General features: G+C 72.8%; 23 protein-coding genes and 1 pseudogene. 7 read left to right on the top strand and 17 right to left on the bottom strand.

Annotated elements, in window-relative coordinates:
• Positions 1-12: 12 nt before the first annotated feature.
• The 6 genes from ACFPFQ_RS31280 to ACFPFQ_RS31255 are packed head-to-tail and all read right to left on the bottom strand — an operon-like array spanning position 13 to position 7,367.
• A complete protein-coding gene (locus ACFPFQ_RS31280; protein ID WP_379625263.1) occupies positions 13-1,845 on the bottom strand; it encodes a prolyl oligopeptidase family serine peptidase in 1,833 nt (610 codons plus the stop codon).
• Positions 1,835-2,830, bottom strand: a complete 996-nt coding sequence (locus ACFPFQ_RS31275; RefSeq protein ID WP_379625261.1) for an ABC transporter ATP-binding protein — start codon at positions 2,828-2,830, stop codon at positions 1,835-1,837. Before ACFPFQ_RS31275 ends, ACFPFQ_RS31280 begins: the two co-directional genes overlap by 11 nt.
• A complete protein-coding gene (locus tag ACFPFQ_RS31270) occupies positions 2,827-3,813 on the bottom strand; it encodes an ABC transporter ATP-binding protein (RefSeq protein WP_379625259.1) in 987 nt (328 codons plus the stop codon). The genes ACFPFQ_RS31275 and ACFPFQ_RS31270 overlap by 4 nt, the downstream gene beginning before the upstream one ends.
• Entirely contained in the window at positions 3,810-4,706 is an 897-nt protein-coding gene (locus ACFPFQ_RS31265) for an ABC transporter permease (protein ID WP_379625257.1), read from the bottom strand. The genes ACFPFQ_RS31270 and ACFPFQ_RS31265 overlap by 4 nt, the downstream gene beginning before the upstream one ends.
• Positions 4,706-5,656, bottom strand: a complete 951-nt coding sequence (locus ACFPFQ_RS31260) for an ABC transporter permease (RefSeq protein ID WP_379625255.1) — start codon at positions 5,654-5,656, stop codon at positions 4,706-4,708. Before ACFPFQ_RS31260 ends, ACFPFQ_RS31265 begins: the two co-directional genes overlap by 1 nt.
• A 22-nt stretch (positions 5,657-5,678) precedes the next feature.
• On the bottom strand, positions 5,679-7,367 hold the full coding sequence (locus tag ACFPFQ_RS31255; RefSeq protein ID WP_379625253.1) for a peptide ABC transporter substrate-binding protein: 1,689 nt from the start codon (positions 7,365-7,367) through the stop codon (positions 5,679-5,681).
• 209 nt (positions 7,368-7,576) lie between these two features.
• On the opposite strand from ACFPFQ_RS31255, the gene ACFPFQ_RS31250 reads away from it, so the two are divergent.
• The gene (locus ACFPFQ_RS31250; protein ID WP_379625251.1) at positions 7,577-8,344 is read left to right on the top strand and encodes a TetR/AcrR family transcriptional regulator; all 768 of its coding nucleotides are present in this window, start codon (positions 7,577-7,579) and stop codon (positions 8,342-8,344) included.
• On the opposite strand, the gene ACFPFQ_RS31245 is transcribed toward ACFPFQ_RS31250, so the two are convergent.
• From ACFPFQ_RS31245 to ACFPFQ_RS31230, 4 genes are all read right to left on the bottom strand, one after another.
• On the bottom strand, positions 8,297-9,412 hold the full coding sequence (locus tag ACFPFQ_RS31245) for a M20/M25/M40 family metallo-hydrolase (protein ID WP_379625249.1): 1,116 nt from the start codon (positions 9,410-9,412) through the stop codon (positions 8,297-8,299). The two genes, ACFPFQ_RS31250 and ACFPFQ_RS31245, sit on opposite strands and share 48 nt — an antisense overlap.
• A 158-nt stretch (positions 9,413-9,570) precedes the next feature.
• Positions 9,571-10,437 carry an alpha/beta fold hydrolase gene (locus ACFPFQ_RS31240; protein ID WP_379625247.1) on the bottom strand — a complete coding sequence of 289 codons (867 nt, stop codon included), beginning with the start codon at positions 10,435-10,437 and terminating at the stop codon, positions 9,571-9,573.
• Positions 10,409-11,044, bottom strand: a complete 636-nt coding sequence (locus ACFPFQ_RS31235) for a GNAT family N-acetyltransferase (protein ID WP_379625246.1) — start codon at positions 11,042-11,044, stop codon at positions 10,409-10,411. The genes ACFPFQ_RS31240 and ACFPFQ_RS31235 overlap by 29 nt, the downstream gene beginning before the upstream one ends.
• Before the next feature lie 19 nt (positions 11,045-11,063).
• The gene (locus ACFPFQ_RS31230) at positions 11,064-11,936 is read right to left on the bottom strand and encodes a LysR family transcriptional regulator (protein ID WP_379625245.1); all 873 of its coding nucleotides are present in this window, start codon (positions 11,934-11,936) and stop codon (positions 11,064-11,066) included.
• A gap of 98 nt (positions 11,937-12,034) precedes the next feature.
• On the opposite strand from ACFPFQ_RS31230, the gene ACFPFQ_RS31225 reads away from it, so the two are divergent.
• Positions 12,035-13,408, top strand: coding sequence for an MFS transporter (locus tag ACFPFQ_RS31225; protein WP_379625243.1), 1,374 nt, complete (start codon positions 12,035-12,037; stop codon positions 13,406-13,408).
• Here the strand turns inward: ACFPFQ_RS31225 and ACFPFQ_RS31220 are convergent.
• From ACFPFQ_RS31220 to ACFPFQ_RS31195, 6 genes are all read right to left on the bottom strand, one after another.
• Positions 13,375-14,658, bottom strand: coding sequence for an acyltransferase family protein (locus ACFPFQ_RS31220; protein ID WP_379625241.1), 1,284 nt, complete (start codon positions 14,656-14,658; stop codon positions 13,375-13,377). The genes ACFPFQ_RS31225 and ACFPFQ_RS31220 overlap by 34 nt on opposite strands.
• Before the next feature lie 268 nt (positions 14,659-14,926).
• A complete protein-coding gene (locus ACFPFQ_RS31215; protein WP_379625240.1) occupies positions 14,927-17,716 on the bottom strand; it encodes a glycoside hydrolase family 2 TIM barrel-domain containing protein in 2,790 nt (929 codons plus the stop codon).
• A 13-nt stretch (positions 17,717-17,729) separates the two neighbouring features.
• The gene (locus tag ACFPFQ_RS31210) at positions 17,730-18,167 is read right to left on the bottom strand and encodes a carbohydrate ABC transporter permease (RefSeq protein ID WP_379625504.1); all 438 of its coding nucleotides are present in this window, start codon (positions 18,165-18,167) and stop codon (positions 17,730-17,732) included.
• Between the two features lie 156 nt (positions 18,168-18,323).
• Positions 18,324-19,001 carry an extracellular solute-binding protein gene (locus ACFPFQ_RS31205; RefSeq protein WP_379625238.1) on the bottom strand — a complete coding sequence of 226 codons (678 nt, stop codon included), beginning with the start codon at positions 18,999-19,001 and terminating at the stop codon, positions 18,324-18,326.
• Positions 19,002-19,473: 472 nt separating this feature from the next.
• Positions 19,474-20,463 carry a LacI family DNA-binding transcriptional regulator gene (locus ACFPFQ_RS31200; protein WP_379625236.1) on the bottom strand — a complete coding sequence of 330 codons (990 nt, stop codon included), beginning with the start codon at positions 20,461-20,463 and terminating at the stop codon, positions 19,474-19,476.
• 37 nt (positions 20,464-20,500) lie between these two features.
• Positions 20,501-21,238 carry a CDP-alcohol phosphatidyltransferase family protein gene (locus ACFPFQ_RS31195; protein WP_379625234.1) on the bottom strand — a complete coding sequence of 246 codons (738 nt, stop codon included), beginning with the start codon at positions 21,236-21,238 and terminating at the stop codon, positions 20,501-20,503.
• 80 nt (positions 21,239-21,318) lie between these two features.
• Here ACFPFQ_RS31195 and ACFPFQ_RS31190 point away from each other — a divergent pair, with 80 nt between their 5' ends.
• The 5 genes and pseudogenes from ACFPFQ_RS31190 to ACFPFQ_RS31170 all read left to right on the top strand — a co-directional run.
• Positions 21,319-22,302, top strand: coding sequence for a zinc-dependent alcohol dehydrogenase (locus ACFPFQ_RS31190; protein ID WP_379625232.1), 984 nt, complete (start codon positions 21,319-21,321; stop codon positions 22,300-22,302).
• 37 nt (positions 22,303-22,339) lie between these two features.
• Complete coding sequence (locus ACFPFQ_RS31185) at positions 22,340-22,738, top strand: 6-pyruvoyl trahydropterin synthase family protein (protein ID WP_379625230.1); 399 nt, start codon at positions 22,340-22,342, stop codon at positions 22,736-22,738.
• Positions 22,735-23,802 (top strand): glycosyltransferase family 4 protein, encoded by a 1,068-nt coding sequence (locus ACFPFQ_RS31180; protein ID WP_379625228.1) that lies wholly within the window; start codon positions 22,735-22,737, stop codon positions 23,800-23,802. The genes ACFPFQ_RS31185 and ACFPFQ_RS31180 overlap by 4 nt, the downstream gene beginning before the upstream one ends.
• Positions 23,796-24,671, top strand: a complete 876-nt coding sequence (locus ACFPFQ_RS31175) for an SAM-dependent methyltransferase (RefSeq protein WP_379625226.1) — start codon at positions 23,796-23,798, stop codon at positions 24,669-24,671. The genes ACFPFQ_RS31180 and ACFPFQ_RS31175 overlap by 7 nt, the downstream gene beginning before the upstream one ends.
• Positions 24,653-25,531: pseudogene (locus ACFPFQ_RS31170) on the top strand (lysylphosphatidylglycerol synthase transmembrane domain-containing protein); the annotation flags it as partial. The gene ACFPFQ_RS31175 and the pseudogene ACFPFQ_RS31170, both read left to right, overlap by 19 nt.
• Positions 25,532-25,631: 100 nt before the next feature.
• Here ACFPFQ_RS31170 and ACFPFQ_RS31165 read toward each other — a convergent pair.
• The gene (locus ACFPFQ_RS31165) at positions 25,632-26,315 is read right to left on the bottom strand and encodes a creatininase family protein (RefSeq protein WP_379625502.1); all 684 of its coding nucleotides are present in this window, start codon (positions 26,313-26,315) and stop codon (positions 25,632-25,634) included.

Raw genomic sequence — 26,315 nt, 5'->3', positions numbered from 1 at the left:
GTGCTCCGATCCTTACGCCGGGGACCACCGCTCGCCGCGCAGCGCCTTGCGCACGAGGTCCAGCTCGACGTCGAGCATGTCAGCCATCCGCTCGGTACTGCTCGCGCCGTGGCCGCCGTCGAACCAGTCGAGCAGCGCGTCGCCCCCCGCCGCGGTGAGCCGGCGCGCGTACTCGGCCGCCTGCTCCGGCGGGGTGCGGGTGTCGTGGATGCCCTGGCTCAGCAGCACCGGCGCCCGGACGTTCTCGACGTAGGTGAGCGGCGAGCTGTAGCGGAACTTCTCGATCGCGGTCTCGGGGCTGCCGCCGATGAACCCGCGCCACGCCGCCTGCAGTGCCGGGTTCATGTCGTCGTAGGCCCGTTCCCAGTCGGCCATCGCGATGAACGCGAGCCCGCCCGCGAACAGCTCCGGGAGCCTTCCGAGGCTCAGCAGCGTCAGGAACCCGCCGTAGGAGGAGCCGGTGATGAACGTTTGGGTCGGTTCGGCGATGCCGCCCTCCACCAGCCATTGCCACGCGGCCTCGACGTCCTCCAGCTCGCGGTCCCCGACGGCGCCCCAGAAGCCCTCCCGGAACTCGCGGCCGAACGTGACCGAGCCGCGGTAGTTGAGCGACGCGAACCCGAATCCCTCGGCGAGCCACGCCTGCGCCGCCGGGTGGTAGCGGTCGACGAAGCACAGGTTCGGGCCGCCGTGCAGGTGCAGGATCATCGGGACGGGACCGGTGGTGCCGGGCGGGCGCGCCACCCACAGCTGCAACCGGGTGCCGTCGCGCGACACGACCTCCTCCGAGCGCAGCGCGACACCGGGCACCACGTTCTCGGGCGCGAGCAGGCTGCGCCGCCCGTCCCCACCGGGCGCCAGCACCTCCAGTGGCAGGTCCGTGCGCTGGCGCAGCAACCGGATCTCGCCGCCCGGCCCGTAGTGCGACGCCCAGATGTTGCTGGGTACGGCCGCCACGTCCGGCTCGAAGTACGCGCCGTCGGGATGCTCGACCCGCGTCAGCGCACCGGAGCCCAGGTCGTACTCGTGCACCCGGTGGATCCCGCGGTCGACGTGCACGAGCAGGAGCCGGCCGCCGTCGTCGGACCAGTCCAGCGGCACCAGCTCACCCGCCAGCTCCGGGGCGTCGACGTCGACCCGCTCGCCGGTGAGCGGGTTCCAGACCGCCGGCCGGGCGAAGCCGGTGCGCTCGGTGCTCACCAGCATCCGCGGGTCACCCGCGACGGGGGAGAAGCGCACACCCCGCACCGGTGCCAACGGCCCGTCCGACAGCACCCCGACGACGGCACCGCTCGCGGTGTCCACCACCGTGACGGCGAAGCGCCGGATGCCGGGATTGTGGTCGGTGGTGTCGATGCTCGCCAGCGCCGCGTCGGCCGCGACGAGGCTGTTCCAGGCCTCGTGGTCGCTGCGGTAGAGGCAACGGACCCCGTCGCGGATGATCCACAGCGCGAACCCGTCGCTGTTGGCCGGGTTGATCACCACCGCGGAGCCGTCGCGGGCGACGTCGACGCCGCGCATCGTGTAGGGCGCCATGTCCGGGGTCAGGTCGGTGGCGGGCGAGCCGTCGAGCGGGAACGACCACAGGTGCCCGATCTCGGTGCCGGTCGGGTCGTTCAGGACGAGGACCGAGCGGGCGTCGGCGGACAGGACCGGGCCCTCGAGGCTGTGCGGCAGGTTCGGCACGTCGACGAGCGTGCCGGTGGCGGGATCCCAGACCGCCACCTCCTGCGCCTTCGCGCCGATGGAGAGCACCAGCTCGGCATCGACGGCACCGGCGCAGCGGAAGGTGCCGCACCGGATGGGGGTGGCGAAGTGCTCGCGCCAGGAAACGTCAGAGGACATCGATCAGCTCCGGGTGGTGACAGGCGACCTGGTGGCCGTGCTCATCGGCGACGAGCGCGGGCACCTGGTCGGCGCAGGTCTGGGTGGCCTTCCAGCAGCGCGTCCGGAACCGGCAGCCCGAGGGCGGGTCGGCCGGGCTCGGGACGTCGCCGGTGAGGACGATGCGGGTGCGCGCGCGCTCGGCGCGCGGGTCGGGCAGCGGCACCGCCGAGAGCAGCGCCTGGGTGTAGGGGTGGTGCGGCTGCTCGTAGAGGCGGGCCGACGGCCCCTGCTCGACGATCCGGCCGAGGTACATCACCGCCACCTCGTCGCTGGCGTGGCGCACCACCGACAGGTCGTGGGCGATGAGCAGGTAGGTCAGGCCGAGGCGGTCCTGCAGGTCCTCGAGCAGGTTGATCACACCCGCCTGGATGCTGACATCGAGTGCGCTGACGGGCTCGTCGAGCACGATGACGTCCGGGTCGACGGCCAGTGCGCGGGCGATCCCGATCCGCTGGCGCTGCCCGCCGGAGAACTCGTGCGGGAACCGGCCGGCGTGCTGCGGGTCGAGCCCGACGAGGTCGAGCAGCTCCCGCACCCGCTCCTGCTCGTGGCCGCGGTGCAGGCCGTGGATGTCGAGCGCCTCGGTGAGGATCGAGCGGATCGTCATCCGCGGGTCGAGCGACGCGTAGGGGTCCTGGAACACCATCTGGATCCGCCGCCGCGCCGCCCGCAGCCGGCCGGGGGACAGGGAGGTGAAGTCCTCATCGCCCAGCTGCACGTGCCCCGCGGTCGGCTCGACCAGCCGGACGAGGCAGGCCGCGAGCGTGCTCTTGCCGCAGCCGGTCTCACCGACCAGCCCGAGCGTGGTTCCGCGCGCGATGCGGAGGTCGACGCCCGACACGGCCTGGACGGTGCCGGTACGGCGGCGCAGCAGCCCCGACCGGATGGGGTACTCCTTGACCAGGCCGGTCACCTCGATCGCCGCGACATCAAGAGCGGTCACGCGGTCGCCCCCTTCAGCTCGTCGAGTCGCAGGCAGGACGCGGAATGCGCGTCGCCGACAGGGGTGGGCACCGGCGTGGACGCGTCGCAGCGGCCGGCCACGGCATGGCGGCAGCGCGGATGGAACGCGCATCCCGACGGCCGGTTCAGCGGGCTCGGCGGCTGGCCCGGGATCCGGTAGAGGCGTTCGCCGTGGCGCCCGTCCAGGCGCGGCAGCGCGGCCAGCAGGCCCTGCGTGTAGGGATGGGCGGTCTCGTAGAAGATCGGCTCGATCGGGCCCTCCTCGACCTTGGTGCCCGCGTACATGACGAGCACGCGGTCGGCGACCCCGGCGACCACGCCCAGGTCGTGGGTGATCAGCAGGATCGCCGCGTCGGTGCGGTCCTGGATGCGCTCGATGACGTCGAGGATCTGGGCCTGCACCGTGACGTCGAGCGCCGTGGTGGGCTCGTCGGCGATGAGCAGGTCGGGCTCGTTGGCGATGCTCATGGCGATCATGACGCGCTGGCGCATGCCGCCGGAGAGCTCGTGCGGGTACTGACCCGCCCGTGTGGCGGGTGCCGGGATGCCGACGACGTCGAGCAGCTCGACGGCCCGGTCACGCAGTGCCGCCCTGCCGACGGTGCGGTCGTGCACGTGGATCGCCTCCGCGATCTGCTCGCCGACCGTGTGCACCGGCGTGAGTGCGGCCAGCGCGTCCTGGAAGATCATGGCGATCCGGTTGCCGCGCAGCTCGCGCAGCTGGTCCTCCGAGCGTCCGAGCAGCTCCTGGCCCTGGAACCGGATCGACCCCGTGATCGCGGCGCGCCGCGGCAGGATGCCCATGATCGCCATGGACGTGATGCTCTTGCCCGAGCCCGACTCGCCGACGATGCCCAGCGTCTGGCCGGGATCGACGGTGAACGACAGCCCGGACACGGCCGTGACGGGGCCGTCGTCGGTGGGGAAGGAGACGCCGAGGTCGGCAACCTCGAGCAGGCTCATGACCGTCCCCCCTGCGGATCGAGCGCGTCGCGCATCCCGTCGCCGAGGAAGTTGATCGACAGCGCGGTGAGCAGGATGAACAGGCCGGGGAAGTACAGGAGGTACACCTTGTCGGTGCCGATCAACCCGGACGCCTGGCTGAGCATGTTGCCCCAGCTCGACTCCGGTGGTTGCACGCCGTAGCCCAGGAAGCTCAGCGTCGACTCGATGATCACCGCCGTGGCGGCGCCGAGCGACGTGCTGACCGCGATCACGCCCGTCAGGTTGGGCAGGATGTGGCGCGCGATGATCCGCCGGTGGTTGGCGCCGAGCACGACGGCCGCCGCGACGTACTCCTTCTCCCGCAGCGACACCACCTGCCCGCGCACGACGCGCGCAACCGACGTCCAGCCGAGCGCGGCCAGCACCGGGACGATCGTGGTGGGGGTGTGGCCGAACCCCTCCAGCGCCACGGCCAGCACGACGATCCCGGGCACCACGAGGAACAGGTCGGTGACGCGCATGACGACCTCGTCGAGCCAGCCGCCGAAGTAGCCGGCTGCCGCGCCGAGCACCGTGCCGACCGTGGTGGACAGGACCGCGACCGACAGGCCGATGGCGAGCGAGATCCGGCCCGCGTAGAGGATCTCGGAGAGGTAGTCGCGGCCCAGCTCGTCGGTACCGAGCCAGTGCGCGGCCGACGGGGCGACGGGTCCGAGCGCGAGGTCCTGGGCGTTGCGGGCGAACGGGGCGATCCAGGTGGCCCCGAAGCAGCACACGAGCAGCGCGAGCAGCACGACGAGTGCGGCGACGGCGAGGCGGTGGCGCCGGAAGCGCCTGCTGATCAGCTGCCACTGCCTGCGGTCGGCGGGTGTGGTCGTCGGGACGGTCACGGCAGGGACGGTGGCGGTCATCAGAGCCTCACCCTGGGGTCCAGCAACGCGTTGGAGATGTCGGCGAGCAGGTTGAACACGATGACCGCGAGCGCGATCACCAGCATCCACGGCACGAGGACGAACACGTCCCCGGCGAGCAGCGAGTCCAGGAACAGCCGGCCCATGCCCTGGATCGCGAAGATCTGTTCGGTGACGACGAGCCCGCCGAACAGCAGGCCCGCGTCGACCGCGGCGATCGTGACGAAGGGGCCGAGCGCCGTGCGCAGCGCGTGGCGCACGATCACCTGCCGGCGCGGCACGCCCTTGGCCCGCGCCGTGCGCACGTACTCGCTCGAGAGCGTCTCGAGCATCGTCGTGCGGGTGAACCGGCTCCAGCTGGCCACCAGCCCGACCGTCAGCGTCAGCACCGGCAGCACGAGGTGGCGGACGTAGTCGAACACCCCGCTACCGTCAGGCGAATGGAGCCCGACGAAGTACAGCGGCGGGTCGTCGGTGCCGAACTGCTGCTGCGGCCAGGCGGCGAGCAGCTGGATGAGGATCAGTCCCAGCCAGAACGGCGGCAGCGCCACCCCGACGAACGACAGGCCGGTGAGCGCGAAGTCGCCCACCGAGTACTGCCGCACGGCCGAGTAGACCCCCACCGCGAGCGCGGCGAGCGCCGCGAACAGCGCTCCCCACGCCACCAGCTGCAGCGTCGTGCCCAGTGCCGGGAAGATCATGTCGCGCACCGCGCCCGCGGTGCGGGAGCTCGTGCCCCAGTCGCCGCCCGCGAACGCCTTGAGCCACAGCCAGTACTGCTCGGGGATCGGCCGGTCGAGCCCGAGCCGGGCGGTCTCGCGGGCCAGCGCGGTGGGGTCGGGCCCCGTCCGCAGCTTCGCGAGCGGGTCGAACGTGACGCGCACGGCCCAGAACAGCAGGAACGACGCGACGATCACGACGGGTACCGAGTACAGCAACCGCCGCGTCACGAAGGTGAGCATGGAAGGCCTCTCAGCTCGTCAGGCCCCACTGGTCCAGGTTCCAGAACGGACCCTGGGACGGGTTGATGGTCACCGGGCCGCCGATCTTCTTGTTCCACAGCAGCACGTTCGGGATGGCGTCGAGCGGCAGCACGGCCGCTGAGTTCGCGAGCATGCGGTCGGCCTCCTTGGTGGCCGCGATGCGGGCCGTCTCGTCGGTGACCGAGTCGGCCTTGCTGAGCACGGCGTCGATGCCGGGCACCGTGATCCGGGCGAAGTTGATGCCCGAGTTGCCGTTGGCGGGCGACGGGATCGCGGTGGAGCTGAAGGAGTCCGACAGCGTCGGCTCCGGGAAGGTGGTGATCAGCGTCCAGAGACCCATCTGGAACTGACCTGCCGGTCCGCGCTTGCCGAACAGGTCGGCGGCGGTCGTGTTCGTGATGGTCGCGTCGAACCCCGCCGACCTGAGCTGCTGCTGCAGGATCTGCTCGGTGAGCTCGCGGCGCTTGTTGCCGGCCAGCGAGGTGATGCTGAACGTGGCCCGGGTGCCGTTCTTCGCCCAGATCCCGTCGGGGTCCTTGGCCCAGCCGTCGCCCTGCATGAGGCTCGTGACCTTGGCGGGGTCCGGCACGAACTGGGCGAAGTCGCTACCACCGTACTGGGCGATGATCGGGGTGAGGACGCTCTGCGCGGGCTCGGTGACCCCGAGCGCGCCGTAGAGGCGGGTGGCGATCGCCTTGCGGTCGAGCGAGTACGAGACGGCCTGGCGGAACGCGGTGGAGTCGAAGGGTGCGGTGGCGTTGTTGAGCCACAGCGCCTCGAGGTTGCCCGACTGCGCGTCGACGGCCGACTGCGCGTTGGGCACGCCCGCCTTGATCTGGTCGATCGCGTCGAGCTGCGGCGTGGGGTAGAGCGCGTCGAGCTGGCCGGTCTTGAACGCCTGGAACGCGGCCGCCGTGTCGGAGGTGAACTGGAACGTCACCTTGTCGAGCTTGGGCTTGGCACCCCAGTAGTTCGGGTTCGGCACCAGCGTGACGGCGCTGCCCTTGACCCACGACTCGATCTTCCAGGGCCTGCCGCTGAAGGTGTAGCCGTCCTTCATGACCGCGCTGCGGTCCTTGCCGGCGAGCAGGTGGCTGGGCAGGATCCCGGACGTGTCGCTGAACAGCGACCGCCAGTTCGCGAAGACCTTCGTGAACGTGACGACGGCCGTCTTGGGGTCGGGCGTGTCGATCGCGGCGATCTGGTCGTAGCCGGTCTTGGAGAAGACGTCCTGGCCGTCGCGGATCTGCAGCGCGGTGTACTTGATGTCCTCGGACGTGATCGGCCGGCCGTCGGACCAGACCGCGGCCGGGTTGATCCGGTAGGTGACCTTCTGGCCGGTCCCGTCGACGACGACCTGCGGTTCGCCCGCCATCGCGGTGGACGCGACGGGCACCCAGTTGCCGTTGACCTTCCGGGACTCGAAGGCCCGCGGGATGGTCGGGATCATCATCGTGTAGCTGCCCCAGATGCTGCCCGCGCAGCTGGCGATCCAGTCGGCGCAGTCGGGTTCGGCCTCGGCGCCGATCACGATGCTGCCGCCCTGGCGGACGGGTAGGTCGGCGGCGGGGGCGTTCGCCTTCGTGGTGACGCCCCCGCTCGTGCAGGCGGCGGTGAGCAGTGCGGTGGCGAGCCCGACCGCGATCACCCACCGGGAATGTCGGTTCCGAATGCTCATTCTTCGGCCTTTCGTCGGCCCCCCGAGTGGCGGAACGTGCCGGCACCGAGGTGCGCTGGGACGGAGCGTAGGGGCACGTCAAACCCCGCGCAAGGGGTCTAGGCATGTTCATAGTCAGGAACAATGACTACGCTGCTGCCAGCGGTGTCGACACGAGGTGCGACAATGCACCCTTCGATGGCGCCGGTCAGACGAGCGGGAGGACCCCGATGACAGTCGCGCGGCAGCCGAACAACCGGCGATCCAAGCCCGGCGGGCCCAAGACCGCGCCGCGGGCCCGGCGTCCGCGCGACAGCCTGAGCCAGGAGACGATCCTCGCCGCGGCCGAGGAGATCGCGCTGCGCGACGGCCTGCACGCGCTCACGTTCCAGGCGATCGGCGATGCGCTCGGTGCCCACCCGACGTCGCTGTACCGGCACTTCCGCGACAAGGACGAGCTGGTGCTCGAGCTGGTCGACGGGCTGCGCGCCCGGTCCTACGGCGGCACCGTCACGGCCACCGACGACTGGCGCGCCGACATGCGCACCATCTCCCAGCGGGTGCGTGAGCACTACGTGCGCTACGCACCGTTCGCGCAGGAGATGGTCATGCGCACCACCCGGCGGCCGGTGGAGTTCGCCAACGTCGAGTTCACGCTCGACGCGCTGCGCCGGGCCGGGCTCGACGACGACGAGGTGGTCGTCATGCAGCGCGCTTTGGGCAACTTCGTGCGCTCGGTGGCGAGCCTGGAGGCCGCGACGCTGGCGCTGGAGCCCGACGTGCGTCGCCGCGACGAGCTGGCCTGGCAGGTCGAGTACCGCCAGCTCGACCCCGAGACCTACCCCACGATCGCCGAGCTGGCCGATCGGCTGCCCAGCCTGGGCGCCCCCGAGGCCTTCGACGTGGGCCTGGAGCTCATGCTCGACGCGATCGAGATGCGGGCGGCACGGTCACGGGCGCGCCGCGGCGAGAGCGTCGAGCATCCCGGCGACGAGTGAGGAGCGCTCGGCCAGCGACGTCAGGTCGGCCCACTCGTGGCGGGCGTGCGGGCCACCGCCGAGCGGCCCGAGCCCGTCGAGCGTGGGGATGCCCAGCGCTGCGGTGAAGTTGCCGTCCGACGCGCCGCCGACCGCGGCCTCGGTGACGTCGGGAAGCCCGCGCTCGCCTGCCACCCGGCGGGCCAGCGTGAGCAGGTCGAGGGAGCCGGCGCGTTCGAGCGGGGGCCGGTTGATCGCGCCGTCGACCGTGAGCGAGGCGCCCGTGACGGTGGCGGTGAGGGCGTGCATGCTGGCGTGCACCCGCTCCAGCTCGGCCGTCTCCCACGCCCGGACGTCCACCCGCAGGCTGGCCGCGGCGGGCACGGTGTTGGTGGTGGTACCCGCCGACGCCACGGTGGGCGTCACGGTCGTCTCGCGCTCGGCGTCGCCCAGCCCGGCGATGGTCAGCGTCTGGGTGGCCAGCTCGATCAGGGCGTTGACGCCGCGGTGCGGCTCCAGGCCGGCGTGGGCGGCGCGGCCGGTGATGTCGACCCGGTAGATCGACCCACCCTTGCGTGCGGTCTTGACCGCGCCGTCGAGGCTCGGCTCGAGCACCAGCACCGCGGTGCAGCCGGCCGCCACCTTCTCGATGAGGGTGCGGGAGGTGGGGGAGCCGATCTCCTCGTCACCGGTCACGAGCAGGCTCACCGCCGTCGGGTCGGCGCACAGCGCGAGCGCCTCCAGTGCCGCGACGATGCCGGCCTTCATGTCGAAGACCCCGGGACCCGTGGCGCGGTGACCGTCGACGGTGAACGGCCAGCCGTCGATCGTGCCCAACGGCCAGACCGTGTCGACGTGACACAGCAGCAGCACGCCCGGCCCGCGGGTGGCCGACCAGAGCAGGTGCGGGGTGCCCTGGTCAGCGACGATCTCGGCCGGGCGGCCGAACAGCGGAGTGCCCCACTCCTGCAGCAGCGCGTGACAGCGTTCGAGCCCGTCGACGTATCCGGAGGGGGACTCGGCCGCAACGAGCCGCTGCAGTCGCTCCCGGATCCGGGCGGCGTCGGGCTGTCCGAGGTGTGGATGCATGGGGCAGCCCTTCGTCGCCGGAGTACGCAACGAAGCTAGTCACGAGCGTTGACTAGCACAAGGGCTAGGGGCGTGCCCGTCGCTCGCACCCACCTTGGCGTGCCCGCACACACCGTGGAAGGCGTGTGCGAGCGCGCTGCGGTGTGTGCGAGGGTGGCTCAGCCCTTCGCGTTCTTGGCGATCGCCTCGACGATCGTGGTCCACAGCTCGGTCGGCAGGTCGTGGCCCATGCCGGGCAGGACCAGCAGTTCGGCGCCGGGGATCGCCGCCGCGGTGGCCCGGCCGCCGCTGACGTGGACGAGCGGATCGGCCTCGCCGTGCACGACCAGCGTCGCGGCGGTGACGCCGTGCAGGCCCTCGGTGCGATCGGGGGACGCCAGTATCGCGGCGAACTGGCGGGCGAAGCCGGCCGGGTGGAACGAGCGGTCGTAGGACTCGGCGCCGCGCTCGCGCAGGTACTCGTCCGACGGCGGGTAGCCGGGGGAGCCGATGACGCGCTGCGCGACCAGGCCGCCCTCGATGATCTCCTCGCGGGTGGTGCCCGGCGGCCGGGTGAGCGCGGCCATCGCCGCGGGGCTCGACGCGCCGACGCTGCGGTCACCGGTGGTGGACATGATCGAGCACAGGCTCAGCAGCCGGTCCGGGTGGTCGATCGCGAACTGCTGCGCGATCATCCCGCCCATGGAGGCGCCGACGACGTGGGCCTTCGCGACGCCCAGCGTGTCGAGCAGGCCGGCGGCGTCGTCGGCGAGGTCGGCCAGCAGGTACGGCGCCGTCGAGGTGTCACCGCCCATGATCGCGGCCGTGTCGGGGAGTCCGAGATCGTCGAGGTGGGTGGAGAGCCCGATGTCGCGGTTGTCGTAGCGCACGGCGTGGTAGCCCTGTGCGGCCAGCAGCTCGCAGAAGCCCACCGGCCAGGTGATCATCTGGGCGCCGAGGCCCATCACCAGCAACAGCGTCGGGTCGGCGGCATCGCCGAAGGTGTCGTATTCCAGCTCAAGGCCGTTCGAGTGTGCGCGGGGCATTCCCCGATACTGCCACCGGCGGTCCGGCGGTGGCCCGGTCGTCGGCCCGGTGATCGGCCCAGTCGTCGGCGAGAACCGCGAAGGTCTCCAGGTCGCGCCGGGTTCCCTTCCGCTCGTACACCGAACGGCGGATGCCCTCGGAGACCATGCCGAGCCGCTTCGCCGCGGCGACGCTGCGGACGTTGCCGGGTTCGCACACCCACTCGACGCGGCTCAGGCCGCGCACGCGCACCGCCCAGTCGATCATGAACCGGACGGCGTGGGTGACCAGCCCGCGACCGGCGGCGTCGGGGGCGATCCAGACGCCGACCTCGCAGGTGCCGCTGCGGACGTCGAACGTGCGGAACAGGGCGCCGCCCACGAGGGTGGCGGGACCGGTGTCGTCGGTGAGCCAGATGCCGTAGATCCGGCCGGTGTCGGTGGCCGTCCTGTCGGCGTAGCTCTGCAGGTACGCCGCCGCGGTGGCGGTGTCGGTGATGATCTCGTCCCAGTTCAGCCAGACCCCGAGGTAGTCGCGGTGCGCGTCGACGTGGGCGGCGAACTCGGTGGCGTTCCACGGCTCCAGCGCGCGCAGTTCGGCGGTCGGGGTGAGGGGGTGGCTGAGCACGGCGCTCCTTCGGTGGGGTTCACGGTGGCGCGAGCGTCGAGGGCCCGCTGGCCAGCACGGCGGCCGCGAGCGCCCGGGTGGCGGGCCGGTGCTCGGTGCGCGGGTTGGTGAGCAGCACCAGGTCGATGTGGCCCGCCTCGGGCAGGCGGTGTTGCGGTCCGAGCGCGGTGAGCTGCACCGGGACGAGGCTCTGGGCGAGCACCGAGATGCCGATGCCCGCCGCGACGGCGGCGATCAGACCGTTGACGCCGCGGCAGATGCACGCGCTGCGGTAGGCCGTGTCGGCGCGTTCCAGCGCGCTCTGCATCGCGGTGCGGCTCAGGCTCGGGAGCGGGTAGCCCACCAGCGGCAGCGGTCGGGAGCGGTCGAGCCGGGTGGCGGCGTTGCCGACCCAGACGAGCCGGTCGCGCTTCACGAGCGTGCCGCGGTCCTCCCCGCGGGGGCGCTTGCCGACGAACAGGTCGAGCCGGTCGTTCTCCAGCCGCCGGTGCAGGGTGCCGCTCTGGTCGACGGTGAGGTCGAGGTCGACGCGGGGGTGGTCGCGCCGGAAGTCGCGCAGGATCTGGGGCAGGCGGGTGAGCGCGAGGTCGTCGGACATGCCGATGCGCAGCCGGCCGCGGGGGCGCTCACCGCTGAAGTAGCCGGCGGCGTCCTCGTGGGCCGACAGGATGGCCCGGGCGAAACCGATCATGGCCTCGCCCTCGGCCGTGATCGTGACGGTGTGGGTGTCGCGCTGCACCAGCGTGCGGCCGGTGGCCTGCTCGAGCTTGCGGACGTGCTGGCTCACGGTGGGCTGGCGGATCCCGAGGCGCGCGGCGGCCTGGGTGAAGCTGCGGGTCTGCGCCACGGCGAGGAACGTGCGCAGCTGGGCCGGCTCGTAGAGCTCGCTCATCACACCTCGCGATAACAGTAAGTCGTCTGATCGGGGTTCAGAATAGCGTTGCCGATCGTGAGACTGGAACCCGTCTTGATCTCGACGAAGGGTTCGCAGTGACCACGGCGGCGGCCGGCAGCACCACCCTCTCTCCTCCCACCACCTCGCACACCGATCCCGGGCGCAGCACCTTCGCGGCGTTGCGCGTCCCGAACTTCCGTATCTACGTCGCTGGTCAGAGCGTCGCCAACACCGGCGCATGGATGCAGAGCATCGCCCAGGACTGGCTGGTGCTCGAGCTCACCGGCAGCGCGTCGGCCGTCGGCATCACGATGGCCCTGCAGTTCCTCCCGATGCTCCTGCTGGGCATGTACGGCGGCATGCTCGCCGACCGGTTCCCGAAGCGCACGATCCTCATGATCACCCAGTCCGTGAATGCGGTGCTCGCGTCCACGCTCGCCGTGCTCACGCTCAGTGGTGCGGTGCGTGTCGAGCACGTCTACGCGTTCGCGCTGCTGGCCGGGATCGTGTTCGCCGTCGACAACCCGACGCGTCAGGTGTTCGTCAACGAGGTGGTGCCGACGCGGCACCTGCGCAACGCGATCGCGCTCAACGCGGCGGTCTTCCAGACCACCCGGCTGCTCGGACCCGCGGTGGCCGCGGTCCTGATCGGCACGATCGGGATCGGGTGGGCCTTCGCGGCCAACGCCCTGTGCTACGCGGGCCCGCTGGTCGGGCTGATGATGATCCGCACCGCTGCGCTGATGCCCGCGCCGCAGGTGCGGCGGGAGCCGGGCCAGCTCCGCTCGGCGCTGCACCACATCGCCGCCCGCCCGCACGTCGCGTGGACGATCGTGCTGGTCGGTGTCGTGGGGATGTTCGGGCTCAACTTCCCGGTGGTGCTCACCGCCATGGCCGACTCCACGTTCCGGGGCGGTGCCGACCTCTACGGGCTGTTCAACGTGGTGCTCGCCGTCGGGTCGGCGGCGGGGGCACTGATCGCGGGCCGGCGGGTGCACCCCCGGCTGCGCCTGCTGGTGCTCGCGGGTGCGGCGTTCGGGCTGGTGCAGGTCGGGGCGGCGTTCTCGCCGACGCTGCCGGTGTTCCTCGCGGCGCTGGCGGTGATGGGCGTGGTCAACCTGGCGTTCCAGGCGATGGCCAACTCGTCGGTGCAGCTGTGGGTGGCACCGGACATGCGGGGCCGCGTGATGGGTCTCTACATGCTCTCGTTCGTGGGTGGCACGCCGTTCGGCGCGCCGCTGATCGGCTGGATCACCGCGACCGCAGGTCCGCGCGTCGGGATGGCGGTGTGCGGCGCGGTGCCCGTGCTCGCCGCGGCCGGGATCGCGGCGCTGATGTGGTGGCGGGCGCCGGCGGCTCCGAACGAACGGCGCGTTCGTGCAGCAGAGGTGGACGAACGTGCCGTTCGTACCGTGGTGCAGCGGGGCTGCGCGTCTCAGCCCGCCGCGAAGTCGGACCGCATCGCCTGACCCCGGTGCCGGTGGAGCGCCACGCCGGTGGCCGGCGCGCTCTCGAGCCGCGGCGCCAGCGCTGCCGCCGCCGCGCCGATCCGACGGGCGAGCCGATGGCTCGGCCGCTCGACGTAGCGGTGGAACGCGACGGTGAGCCCGAGCGCGACCGGCACGGCGATCATGAGCGTGACCGGCAGTGGCGGCGCCCCGCCGAGCAGCAGGGCGACCGTGGTGACCACCGGCAGGTGCAGCAGGTAGAGGCTGAACGAGCGCACGCCCAGCCACTGCACCGGCCGGGTCAGCAGCAGGCGGCGGGCCCCGGGGCAGTGCCAGGCGACGCCGACCGCGAGGCACGCCCCGACGGCCTGCAGCGCCCGCGTCGCGGCGACCGCGTGCGCGCTCACCGGGAGACCGGGGGCGTACAGCAGCCAGTACGACGTGATCAGCACCGCGGCGACCGCCATGACGACGGCCCACAGGGCGGCGGAGCGGGGCTGCGCCTCGATCCGCGCGGCCCACCCCTCGAGCCGCTCGCGCCCGGTGGCCATCAGCGTGCCGAGCGCGAACAGGGCCAGCGACGACAGCGCGATGCTCCCGACCTCCGACGCCACCGCGATCGCCGCGACGACCAGCGCCACCTTGGCCGCCCACGACAGCCACCGCAGCCGGGCTGCCAGCACGAACAGCGGCAGCGCGAGGGAGAACACCATCTCCCACTGCAGCGACCACAGCACGTGGTTGGTGGCGCCCGGCGCCACCAGCAGCCCGAGGTCGCGGAGCACCCCCGCCACGCTCGGCAGCTGGGTGTTGGCGGCCATCCACCAGCTGTCGGCGGCACCCCACACCGGCGGCACGGCCAGCGCGAGCACGACGGCGAACGCGACAGCCGCCCACACGGGCAGGAACAGCCGCAGCACCCGCGACGGGTAGTAGGACCAGAGCGGGCGCCATCCGGGCTTGGCCGACAGGCCGAGCACCAGCCCGCTGAGCACGAAGAAGACGAACACCGCCTCGGTACCGGCCCAGATCAGGTGGGCGGGGGTGAACGTCAGCCACCAGTCGGCGGTGCCGATCGCGCCGCTTCCCGGAGCGCGGTACGGCTCGGCCAGCGCCGGGCGCGTGAGGAACGAGTGGTGGACGAGCACCACGACCGCGGCGATCCCGCGCAGCCCGTCGAGCGATCGGAGACGGCTGGCAGACGCCGTGGCCGGTACCGGCTGGGCGTGCCTGCTGTGCCGACCGGCGCGCCCGGGCGGCGCGGCGAGCATCGACTGCTCATAACGGGCAGTGACGACAGCATCACGGGAAAGCGTGTGGATTGCCACTCGTGCGACCTCGGGGGAGCGGGTGGACGGGGGACTGCGTGACCCACTGTGTTGAATCCACTGTGCCGAGTGATCGGCGAATGCCGCGAACGTGAGAGCCGAACGGTAGTGATCGCTCTGTGAAGGGATGAACACGGGCGGTGAAGGGAGTGGCCGTTCCGACGAGCCGCACGGCGACCGGATCGGCCCCGGTCACCGCACGGCTCCTCCCTCAGGAAACGGCCGGGACCGGCCGGAACGTGAGATCGAACGAGGCCGCCGACGCCCCGAGCCGGTGCTGGGGGAGCACCCCCGGCCCGCAGGACGCGGTCCCGAGTCCCTGCTGGGCGAGATCCAGGTTGAGGTGGATGAGCTCGCCGGGCACCAGGTCGACGGTGTGGCGGGCGGCGTCGAGGTCCTCGCTGGTCAAGCGCCGGGCCGTGAGGTCGAACGCCCCCTCCACGCGGATCCCGGCCCCGTCGGCGCCGGTCAGCGTCGCCCACCGGACGGCCGCGCGGTTGCCGTTCTCCTGCGGCAGGACGTAGGGGGTCTGCAGCTCGTCGACCGTTGCCGTGAACCGCCCGACCCGGGCGGCCTGGCGGCTGTCGGCGTAGGCCTCGCCCGGGCCGAGGCCGAACCACGTGACACGGTCGAGCGTGCCGGGCAGCGCCATCCGCAGGCCCAACCGCGGCAGCGGGCACGTCCAGACCCCGTCGGGCTCGACGTCGACGTGCAGGTGCAGTGCGTCAGAATCGCCGGTCCAGCGGTAGGTCACGTGCATCCCGAACGCGAACGCAGGCGGGGCCACCCGCGTCCGCACCACGAGCGCGTCCGGCCTGTGCTCCACGTCGAGGACGCGGTGCTGCAGCCGCTGCAGCCCGAGCGCGCGCCAGGTGGCCTCGTCGACGGGCCGGTCGTTGTCGGTGGGTGCTCGCCACAGGTCCAGCCGGGGCCCGGTCACGGCGATGCCGGCCAGCGCGCGCAGCGTCCCGTCGACGGGGTCGAACGTGCCCGACGTGGGTGCCCCGCCACGCGGTGCAACGGGCGGCGGCGCCGCCGACACGGCGAGCTGGCCCCACCCCACGACGTGGCCCGCCGGTGCCCATGCCGTGTCCGTCGCCAGCTCCGCGCGCACCGTCAGCCACGCCTCACCCGACGTCGCGGGCAGCGGCGGGAGCGCGAGCTCGACGGACCGCCCGGCCGCGACCGGCGGCACCGCGAGCGTCCCGGCGGCGACCTCGACGCCGTCGCGCTCCAGCGTCCACGGGAACGTCAGGTGCTCGAGCGTCGCGAAGTCGTGGTGGTTGGCCACGGTGAGGCCGCCGCTCGACGGCGTGATCCGGACCGGCTCGCTGATCTTCGCGAACTCGACGAGACCCGGCGACGGGGTGCGGTCGGGGAACAGCAGCCCGTCGATGACGAAGTTGCCGTCGTGGATCGTCTCGCCGAAGTCGCCGCCGTAGGCGAAGAACTCCCGCCCCTGCGTGTCGTGCCGGCGGATGCCGTGGTCGAGCCACTCCCAGACGAACCCGCCCTGGCAGTGCGGGTAGCGCTCGTAGAGCTCCCGGTACTCCAGCAGCCCGCCCGGACCGTTGCCCATGGCGTGGGCGTACTCGCACTGCAGGAACGGGATGCCGGCCTGCTCGCGGCCGATCTCGGCGACCTCGGCGTGGCTCGCGTACATCCGGCTGTGGACATCGACGTAGTCGCACGCGCGGTCGCCCTCGTAGTGCACCGGCCGGCCCGGGTCGCGCTCGCGCACCCACGCCGACATCGCGGCGAGGTTCGCGCCGGTGTGCGACTCGTTGCCCAGCGACCAGAGGATGACGCTGGGCCGGTTCTTGTCACGTTCGACGGTGCGGGTGATGCGGTCGAGGTAGGCGGGCAGCCACTGCGGGTCGTCGCTCGGGTTGCGGGCCCAGTCGAGGACGTTGAAGCCATGGGTCTCCAGGTCGCACTCGTCGATCACCCAGAGCCCGAGCTCGTCGCACAGCTCGAGGAACGCCGGGTGGGGCGGGTAGTGGCTGGTGCGCACGGCGTTGATGTTGTGCTGCTTCATGAGCAGGACGTCGGCGCGCGCGGTCTCGTGCGGAACGGCCCGGCCCAGGTCGGGGTGGTGCTCGTGGCGGTTGACGCCCTTGAACAGGATCGGCGAGCCGTTCACGGTGAGCAGGCCGTCGGCGATCGCGACCGTGCGGAAGCCGATCCGGACGGGTACGCGCTCGGTGTCGGTGGCGAGCACACCGTCGTACAGGCGTGGGGTCTCGGCCGTCCAGGGCTGCACGGGACCGGCGTCGATCGCGCCGGGCGCGGCGTCGAGGATCGCGAGCTCGGGTACCGAGAGCCGGACGCCGGGTGCGTCGGTCTCGATGCCGATCCGCCCGTGACCCGTGGTGTGGTCGTAGTCGGCGCGCAGCCAGAAGTCGTCGATGCCACCCGCCGGGCGGGCCAGCAGCGTCACGTCGCGGAAGATCCCCGAGAGCCACCACATGTCCTGGTCCTCGAGGTAGCTCCCCGACGACCACTGGTGCACGCGCACCACCAGCAGGTTGGGGCCGGTGCGCAGCACCCCGGTCACGTCGAACTCGGTCGCCAGCCTGCTGCCGCGGGTGACGCCCAGCTCGACGCCGTTGAGCCAGACCCGGCCGCAGGAGTCGACGCCGTCGAACCGCAACACCGCACGCTCGCCTGCCCAGGACTGCGGCACGTCGAACGCGCGCCGGTGATCCCCGGTCGGGTTCTCCGACGGCACGTGCGGCGGCTCGACCGGGAACGGGTAGACGACGTTGGTGTAGGCGGGCCGCCCGTGCCCGTGCAGCTGCCAGTTCGACGGCACGGGCAGCAGGTCCCACGCCGAGTCGTCGAAGTCGTCGCGCTCGACGCCGTCCGGCGCGGCGGCGAGGCCGGGGGACAGCCGGAACCGCCAGTCGCCGTTGAGGTCGATGCGGGGGGCGTCCGAGCGGAACCAGGCCCGTGCGGGCAGTGCCCCCGCACCGGGGTTGACGTCGTCGACGTAGGACATGCGTGGGATCTCCCTAACCCTTGACCGCGCCTGCGGCGATGTTGCGGATGAAGTGCCGGGCGCCGATCAGGAACACGACGAGCAGCGGGATGACGGCCATCAGGGTGCCCGCCATGACGAGGCTGTAGTCGGTGCCGTAGAGGCCGTTGAGCTGCGTCAACGACACCTGAAGCGGCACGTTGTCGGCGTCCACCATGATGATCAGCGGCCAGAGGTAGTCGTTCCAGGCGGTGACGAACGTGAAGATCCCCAGGAACGCGAGCGCGGGCCGCAGCACCGGCAGCGCGATGGACCAGTAGGTGCGGAAGAAGCCGCACCCGTCCATCCTCGCCGCTTCGAGCAGCTCGTCGGGCAGCGCGCCCGCGCAGTACTGGCGCATCCAGAAGACCGTGATGACGGCGCCGACGGCGAGCAGCAGCCCGCCGAGGCGCCAGTTGACGATCGCGAAGATCAGGACGATGACGAAGATCTCCCAGCCCGCGTACTTCAGCGCTGCAGCGCTGGGACGGCGCCGGTCCTGCGCACTGGGTCGGGCTCGAGAACTTCCGGCTGCTGCTCACCGACGGCGAGTTCTGGAACTCGATCGCCAACACCCTGATCATCTGGGTCATGTCGACGGTACCGATGACGGTGCTGGCGCTGCTGGTCGCGGTGGGGCTGAACTCGTCGGTGCTGGGTGGAGAACACCGAGCTGAACACGATCGCCATGGCGACGATCGACGTCACGTTCGGCAGGAAGTAGGCGATCCGGTACAGGCCCTTGAACCGGGAACAGGCCGGCGTCGACGTAGTTGCGGGCCTGGTTGGCGGGCGAGAGCAGCCAGCTGATGATGTCGAAGGCGGCCTGGGGCTGCGGGCAGTAGCGTGTGATCGCGACGAACGAGCCGCCCTGGTTGCCGGGCCCGCCGGGGTTGCGGCAGATCCGCCACGTGCCGGCCGTGCCGGGCGCGGCCTCCTTGAGCTCCGCGGTGATCCACGACGCGTTGACGAGGCTCAGCTCCGTGCCGTTGTTCCAGGCCGCGTGCCGGTCGACCGAACCGGAGCTCTGCCCGTTGTCGAAGTAGCCCGCGGTGAGCTTCATGCGGACCGCGGTGAGCGCGCGGTCCCAGGCCCGCTGCACCTGCTCATCGTCGCCGATGAAGTGACCCTGCCGGTCGAGGTACTTGCGCGGCTCCTGGGCCATCGAGTACGTGAACACCGTCTTCGCATCGGTGATCAGGTAGCCGTTCGGGATCGCCTTCTGCAGCTCGACGCCGAACGCGAAGTAGTCCTCCCACGTCGACACCGCGCGGGCGACGTCGTTCGACGAACTGGTCGGCGTTGTCGAAGTAGCCGGCGATGTCGTCGTTGAGCATCGTCATGTCGGGCAGGTAGGCGCCGCCCGCCATCGTGGCCGACAGCTTGTGCTTGAGGTCGTGGCCAACATCGGAGGGGTGGAACCGGGACCCGGCGAACCGCGTCCTCGCCTCCGCCAGCACGGCGGGGGACAGCCCGCCCGTCCAGTACCAGTCCGTCAGCTCTCCCGGACTCGACGTCGTCGGGCCGGTGCACCCGGCCAGCGCCAGTCCCAACCCCGTCGCGCCTGCTCCGGCGAGGAACCGCCGTCGCGTCAATCCCGCCATACCGCCCCCGGCCCCGATGCCGTGCACCCCGACCGGTCCCCGGCCGTGAACGGTCACGTGACCGTTCACGGCGAGTGAACAACCGAACGGTGGTGTTGTCAAGACAAAGGCCGCGGAGCGCTGTGCCGGAGCGGGTCAGGAAGATCCGCGCAGCAGCAGCTCACCCACGATGACGGTGGTGGCGGCCGGCTCGCCCGCGAGCATCGCGGCCACCTGCTCCACGGCCATGGTGCCGAGCCGCCGGGTGTCGATGCGGACGCTCGACAGCGGCGGCTCCACGATCGTGCCGATCTCCAGGCCGTCGAACCCGATCACCGCGAGCTCGCCGGGCACGTCGAGGCCACGGCGCCGGGCCTCCCGCAGCGCGCCGATGCCGATCACGTCGTTGTAGGTGAAGAGCCCGTCGAGGCGCGGCTGCACCGCGAGCAGCGCGGCCAGCCCCCGCTGCCCGCCGTCGACGGACTGCGCCGCACCCACCACCGGGCCGGTGCGGCCGTGGGCGCGCAGCGCGTCGTGGAACCAGCCCTGCCGCACGCTCGGCTCGCCGGGACGGTCGTGGTCCAGCATCCCGATCATGCCGCGGCCGGTGCCGACGAGGTGGTCGATCGCCGCGTGCACGGCCTGCTCCCCGTCCACGACGATGGCGCCGTGGCCGGAACCGGGCCGCGTGCGCCCGATGTGGACCACCGGGATGCCGCTCGTGTGCGTGTCGATGGTGTCGGCGGGCCCGCTCAGGTAGCCGACGATGGCGTCGACCTGGGACCCGATCACGCGGAGCGTGCTCAGCTCCTGCTCGGGGTCATCAGCGGTGTCGTAGACCACGACGTGCCAGCCGCGCCGGCGCGCCGCCTCCAGCGCGGCGGAGGCGACCTCGGTGAAGAACGGGTTGAGCAGGTCCGGGATCACCAGCCCGATCGAGGTGGTGTCCTGGCGGACCAGCCCACGGGCGAAGCGGCTCGGCCGGAAGCCCAGCTCGCGCGCCGCGTCCAGGACGCGCTGCTTGGTGGTGGCGTCGATCTCGGGCTTGTCGTTCAACGCCCGTGAGACGGTCTGGTAGGAGACCCCGGCCGAGCGGGCGACGTCGCGGATCGTCACCCGCTTGCCCGCCACCGGTCCGGTACCCACGGCGGCGGACGCTAGCAGCCGCCGCGCCGCCGACCGATCATGGCGCGGCGTGCTGGGGCGTCCGCGTCGCCCCGCGCCGGGCCCCCAGCAGGATCACACTGCGGCCGAACGACCAGCACAGCGCCGCCAGCGCGAGCGCGACGAGCGCCACGGCCACCGCGTGCGGCAGCACCTGTGCCGAGGCCACGATGAGCACGATCCCCTGCACGGCCGCCACCGTCTTGGCGGCGTAGCTCGGCGGCAGCGAGCCCCGCAGCCACGGCAGCGCGCGCCCGGCCAGCACGAACGCGTAGCGCATCAGGCCGATCGCCAGCACCCACGGCCCGAGCTGTCCGGCGACGTGCGCGCTCAGCACCAGGATGAGGACGGCGTCGACCTCCATGTCGAAGCGCGCACCGAGGTCGGACACGGTGCCGGTGCGCCGCGCCACCTGCCCGTCCACGCCGTCGAGCGCGAGCGCGACCGCCGCGATGACGACCAGCAGCGGGGCGTGCGCGGGCGCGTAGCCGGCGACGAGTGCGGTGACGGCCCCGACGAGCACCGCGCGGGCCAGCGTCACCCGGTCGGCCGGGCCGAGTGCCCGGGTTCGGGCCCGGTGCAGGGCCCCGACCAGCACCATCACCAGCCCGACCAGGTAGCCGAGCCCGGCGAGCAGGCCCACGGTGCCGACCCCGGTGCCGGCCCCGAGGGCACCCAGCAGCGCGACCTGCGCGCAGGCCCCGATGCCGAGGTCGAGCGCCGCTGCCGGTCCGGTCCGTCGATCGAGCGTGATCATGGTGGTTGTCTCCTTCGCCTACTGTGCAGACGGCTCCGGGGCGCACCCGGTTCACCGGAGATGGCGAGAGCGGAGGCGACATGACGCACGACACCGCCCGCGCGTTCTGGTTGCGCGCCCCCGGGGAGGGCGAGATCCGCGACGTCGCGCTGCCGGATCCGGGCCCGGACGACGTGGTGGTGCGCACCCTGTTCTCGGGGGTGAGCCGCGGCACCGAGACGCTGGTGTTCCGGGGCGGCGTGCCGCCCAACCAGCACGCGGCGATGCGGGCGCCGTTCCAGGACGGCGACTTCCCGGCGCCGGTGAAGTACGGCTACCTCAACGTCGGCGAGGTGGAGCACGGGCCGCCCGCGCTGCTCGGGCGCACGGTGTTCTGCCTCTACCCGCACCAGACGCGCTACGTGGTGCCCGCCGCGGCCGTCACGGTCGTGCCCGACGACGTGCCGCCCGGTCGGGCCGTGCTCGCGGGCACCGTGGAGACCGCGGTCAACGCGCTGTGGGACGCGGCGCCGCTGGTGGGCGACCGGATCGCGGTGGTCGGTGGCGGGATGATCGGATCCGGTGTCGCCGCCGTGCTCGCCGGCCTGCCCGGGGCCCGGGTGCAGCTGGTGGACCCCGAGCCGTCGCGGGCCGCGGTGGCCGCGGCGCTGGGCGTCTCCCACGCCGCCCCGTCGGACGCGACGGGCGACTGCGACCTGGTGATCCACGCGAGTGCCACCGAGGCCGGGCTGGCGCGCTCGCTGGAGCTGCTCGGCAACGAGGGTGAGGTCGTCGAGCTGAGCTGGTACGGCGACCGGCGCATCACCGTGGCGCTGGGGGAGAACTTCCACTCGCGGCGGCTCACGATCCGCAGCAGCCAGGTCGGCGCGGTCGCCCCGGCCCGGCGGGCGCGGCGCAGCTACGCCGACCGCATGGAACTGGCGCTGCGGCTGCTCGCGCAGGACCGGTTCGATGCGCTGGTGACGGCCGAGGCGCCGTTCGAGGAGCTGCCCGCGGTGCTCACGCGTCTCGCGTCCGGTGAACCTTCCGCGCTCTGCGTCCGTCTGACCTACGGAGGGACTTAGTTCACAGCGACGGTCCCCGTCACGGGAGGGGCACGTCGTGTTCAGCATCACCGTCCGGGATCACGTCATGGTCGCGCACAGCTTTCGTGGCGCGGTCTTCGGGCCTGCCCAGCAGCTGCACGGCGCCACCTTCGTGGTGGACGCGACGTTCCGGCGCGCCGAGCTCGACGCCGACAACATCGTGGTCGACATCGGGCTGGCCACCCAGGAGCTGGGTGCGGCGCTCGCGGACCTGAACTACCGCAACCTCGACGACCTGCCCGAGTTCGCCGGCACCAACACCTCCACGGAGTTCCTGGCGAAGGTGATCGCCGACCGGCTCGCCGCGAAGGTGCACGCCGGCGCGCTCGGCGAGGGTGCGCGCGGGCTCGCCGGCATCACCGTGGCACTGCACGAGTCGCACGTGGCGTGGGCGAGCTACGAGCGTGGGCTGTGAGCGGGGTGGTGCACGTCGTCCTCACCGGCGACGTCGACGACCCGACGCTGCCCAGCGGCGGCAACACCTACGACCGGCGGGTCTGTTCCGGGCTCGCGGCACGGGGTCTCGACGTCCGCGAGCACCCGCTGGCGGGGGAGTGGCCGCGGCCCGGCTCCGCCGCCCGGGTGCGGCTCGCCGCGACGCTCGCGCGGGTGCCGTCGGGCGGCGTCGTGCTGATCGACGGGCTCGTGGCCTGCGGCGTCCCCGAGATCATCGCCCCGGAGGCGCACCGGCTGCGGGTCGTCGTGCTCGTGCACCTGCCGCTCGGTGAGGAGGACCCGGAGCTGGCCGCCGCCGAGCGCGCGACCCTCCTCGCGGTGGACACGGTGGTCGCCACCAGCCCGTGGACGGCGCGGCGGCTCGTGCACCGCCACGGCCTGGCTGCCGACCGGGTGCAGGTGGCGACGCCCGGCACCGACCCGGCCCCGCTCGCCACCGGCAGCGCGCGCGGCCGGCACCTGGTCTGCATCGGCTCACTGTCGGCCACCAAGGGCCAGGACGTGCTGGTCGAGGCGCTGGCGGCCGTCGCCGACCTGGAGTGGACGTGCGACCTCGTCGGTCCGCTGCGCCGCGCCCCTGTATTCGTGGCGGGCCTGCGGCGCCGGATCGCGCAGCACGGGCTGGCGCACCGGCTGTGGATCACCGGACCGCAGAGCCGGGAGCGCATCGCCGACACGTTCGCCGGTGCCGACCTGCTGGTGCTGCCCTCGCGGGTCGAGTCGTTCGGCATGGTCGTGACCGAGGCGCTCGCCCGCGGGATCCCGGTGCTGGCCGCCGCGGTGGGTGGGGTGCCCGAGACCGTGGGGTCCCACGCCTGCGGGTCCCAGGACGCTGCGCTGCTCGTGCCCCCCGCCGACGTCCCCGCGCTGGCCGCCGCGTTGCGGCGCTGGCTCCTCGACGCCGCGCTGCGCGACGACCTGCGCCGCGGCGCCCGGTCGCGCCGCGGCAGCTTCCCGGGGTGGGAGGTGACGGCCGGCGTGCTCGCCCAGGTGCTGCAGCAGCGGCGGCCCGTGTCGTGCTGACCGAGACCGGGTCACCGGTCTGCCCGCCGGAGTGGCTGACGCTGCGGGAACCCGCCGACGCCGCGGCCCGCTCCGCCGAGCTGGCCGCGCTCGCGGGTGCCCGGATCGGGCTCGGTCTTCGCCGCCACGATCACCTCGGGGAAGCCGGCCCGATCGTGGTGCGCGATCTCGGCTGCGGCACCGGGTCCATGGGACGCTGGCTGGCGCCGCGCCTGCCCGGGCCGCAGCACTGGGTCCTGCACGACCGCGACCCCGCCCTGCTGCGCCGCGCCGCCATCGGGCTGCCGGCCGTGGCCGCGGACGGCAGCGCGGTCACGGTGGCGACAGCCTGCGGCGAGCTCGGTGACCTCGACGGGTCCGCTCTCGCCGGGACGTCGCTCGTTGCGGCGTCCGCACTGTTGGACATGCTCACCGCGGCCGAGCTGGAACGTCTGGTCGACGGCTGCGTCACAGCCTGCTGCCCGGTCCTGCTGGCGTTGTCGGTGGTCGGCGAGGTCACGCTGGCGCCCGCGGAGCCGCTCGACGCCGAGCTGGCCGCCGCGTTCGACGCCCACCAGCGCCGCGACGGCCTGCTCGGACCGGCCGCGGCGGCCGCCGCAGCGGCCGCGTTCACCCGCCGCGGCTACGCCGTGCACGTGCGACCGACGCCGTGGCGGCTCGGACCGCAGCAGGCCGAGCTGGCCGAGGAGTGGCTGTGCGGCTGGGTGTCCGCTGCCTGCGCGCAGCGTCCCGAGCTGGACGAGGTCGTCGTGGCGTACCTGCAGCGGCGCATCGCGGCCTGCCGGGCCGGGGACCTGCAGGTGGTGGTCGGTCACGTCGATGTGCTGGCCCTGCCGGGTGGGAAGCCGTCATGTGCAGCGCCGTCATGAGCCGCCCTGTCATGCGTAGGGCTGGGCTCCGGTCCCGGGCCACCGGGCTGGCGTGGGCGAAGGTGCTGGTCGGTGTCGTGGTGCTCGCCGTGCTCGGCTGCCGGCTGGGCTCCGACGCGTTCCTCGCAGGCCTGCGGGCGATCGACCTGCCGACCGCGCTGCTCGCCCTCGCCATCGGCGCGGTCACCACCGTGCTCAACGCCGGGCGCTGGTGCCTCGTGGCGCGGCGGCTCGGGCTCACGTTGTCGTTGCCGTCCGCGGTCGCCGACTGCTACCGGGCCCTGTTCCTCAACTCGGTCCTGCCCGCGGGCGTGCTCGGCGACGTGCACCGCGCGGTCAGCCACGGCCGCGAGACCGGCGACGTCGGACGGGGCGTGCGGGCGGTCGTGCTGGAGCGCGGGGCGAGCCAGCTGGTGATCGTCGTGCTCGGGGTCGGCGTGCTGCTCACCCGGCCCGCGCTGGTCCCGGCCGTGGTCGCCGAGCTGGTGCCGGGCATCGCCGTCACCGTCGTGGCGATGCCGTGCCTCGTGGTCGCTCTGGTCGGGCTCGCGATCTGGCTGGCGCGCGAGCGGCGCGCGTCCAAGGTGCTGCGGGCGCTGCGGGCCGGCATCGCCGATGCGCGTGTCGGCCTGTTCGCCCGCGGCACCTGGGCCGGGGTGGTGCTGCTGTCGGCGGGCCCGCTGGCCGGCTACCTGGCGCTGTTCGTGGTGTCCGCGCGGGTCGCCGGGTCCCAGGCCCCCGTACCGGTGCTGCTGCCGATGCTCATGCTGGCACTGCTCGCGATGGCGCTGCCGATCAACATCGGCGGCTGGGGGCCCCGCGAGGCCATCACCGCCGTCGCGTTCGGCGCCGCGGGGCTCGGTGCGGCGCAGGGGCTCACCGTGGCCGTGGTCTACGGCGTGCTGAGCCTGATCGCCTGCCTGCCCGGCGCCGCGGTGCTCCTGCTGCGCTCGCGGGCCGTCAGAGGTGCGCGTACTCCGCGAACGACGCGACCAGGCTCGCCAGCACGTCGCGACCCTTCCGCGCCGACGCCAGCGACGGTTGGCCGACCACTCCTGACGTGGTGTACCCGGCCAGCCCCCGGGTCAGCAGGTGGCGCCGGTCGTCGGCCCGCTCGTCACCCGCTGCGTACCCCGGCCTGACGAGGTCGGGATGCGCATGCAGAAGGATCGAGGTCTCCAGCTCACCGGCGTGCATGTCGGTGACGGCCGCAGACTCCAGCCCGGCCGCCGCACGGGCCGCCGCCCAGTCGGCCTCACCGGGGAACAGCGCGAGCCGGCGCCCGCGGAGCCCGGCCTCCTGCACCGCGTTGCCGAGCACGTAGTTGCCGCCGTGGCCGTTGACGAGCACCAGCGTGGAGATGCCGGAGTGGTGCAACGAGTCGCTGACGTCGCGGACCATCGCGTAGAGCGTGGTGGCCGAGATGCTCACGGTCGCCGGCCAGGCCGCGTGCTCGTGCGAGCACGAGATCGTGATCGGCGGGAGCCGCTGCACGGCGTAGGCCGCGGCGATCTCCCTGGCCAGCGTGGCGGCGATGACGGTGTCGGTGGCCAGCGGCAGGTAGGGGCCGTGCTGCTCGAAGCTGCCGATGGGCAGCACGGCCACGGTGGCGCCCCCGGCGATCTGCTCGGCCGCGCTGCTCAT

This window comes from Pseudonocardia sp. GCM10023141 (assembly GCF_042653605.1).
Note: the sequence above shows the minus strand (reverse complement) of the source record. Positions and strands in the feature narration are given on the sequence as shown.

What these genes read in the sequence shown, in the direction of transcription:
- ACFPFQ_RS31190 (WP_379625232.1), top strand. Translation starts at nt 21,319, where the DNA reads ATGACGCACGACACCGCCCGCGCGTTCTGGTTGCGCGCCCCCGGGGAG.
- ACFPFQ_RS31215 (WP_379625240.1), bottom strand. Translation starts at nt 17,716, where the DNA reads ATGTCCTACGTCGACGACGTCAACCCCGGTGCGGGGGCACTGCCCGCA.
- ACFPFQ_RS31240 (WP_379625247.1), bottom strand. Translation starts at nt 10,437, where the DNA reads ATGCCCCGCGCACACTCGAACGGCCTTGAGCTGGAATACGACACCTTC.
- ACFPFQ_RS31220 (WP_379625241.1), bottom strand. Translation starts at nt 14,658, where the DNA reads ATGCTCGCCGCGCCGCCCGGGCGCGCCGGTCGGCACAGCAGGCACGCC.
- ACFPFQ_RS31265 (WP_379625257.1), bottom strand. Translation starts at nt 4,706, where the DNA reads ATGACCGCCACCGTCCCTGCCGTGACCGTCCCGACGACCACACCCGCC.
- ACFPFQ_RS31245 (WP_379625249.1), bottom strand. Translation starts at nt 9,412, where the DNA reads ATGCATCCACACCTCGGACAGCCCGACGCCGCCCGGATCCGGGAGCGA.
- ACFPFQ_RS31230 (WP_379625245.1), bottom strand. Translation starts at nt 11,936, where the DNA reads ATGAGCGAGCTCTACGAGCCGGCCCAGCTGCGCACGTTCCTCGCCGTG.
- ACFPFQ_RS31255 (WP_379625253.1), bottom strand. Translation starts at nt 7,367, where the DNA reads ATGAGCATTCGGAACCGACATTCCCGGTGGGTGATCGCGGTCGGGCTC.
- ACFPFQ_RS31270 (WP_379625259.1), bottom strand. Translation starts at nt 3,813, where the DNA reads ATGAGCCTGCTCGAGGTTGCCGACCTCGGCGTCTCCTTCCCCACCGAC.
- ACFPFQ_RS31250 (WP_379625251.1), top strand. Translation starts at nt 7,577, where the DNA reads ATGACAGTCGCGCGGCAGCCGAACAACCGGCGATCCAAGCCCGGCGGG.
- ACFPFQ_RS31165 (WP_379625502.1), bottom strand. Translation starts at nt 26,315, where the DNA reads ATGAGCAGCGCGGCCGAGCAGATCGCCGGGGGCGCCACCGTGGCCGTG.
- ACFPFQ_RS31280 (WP_379625263.1), bottom strand. Translation starts at nt 1,845, where the DNA reads ATGTCCTCTGACGTTTCCTGGCGCGAGCACTTCGCCACCCCCATCCGG.
- ACFPFQ_RS31195 (WP_379625234.1), bottom strand. Translation starts at nt 21,238, where the DNA reads ATGATCACGCTCGATCGACGGACCGGACCGGCAGCGGCGCTCGACCTC.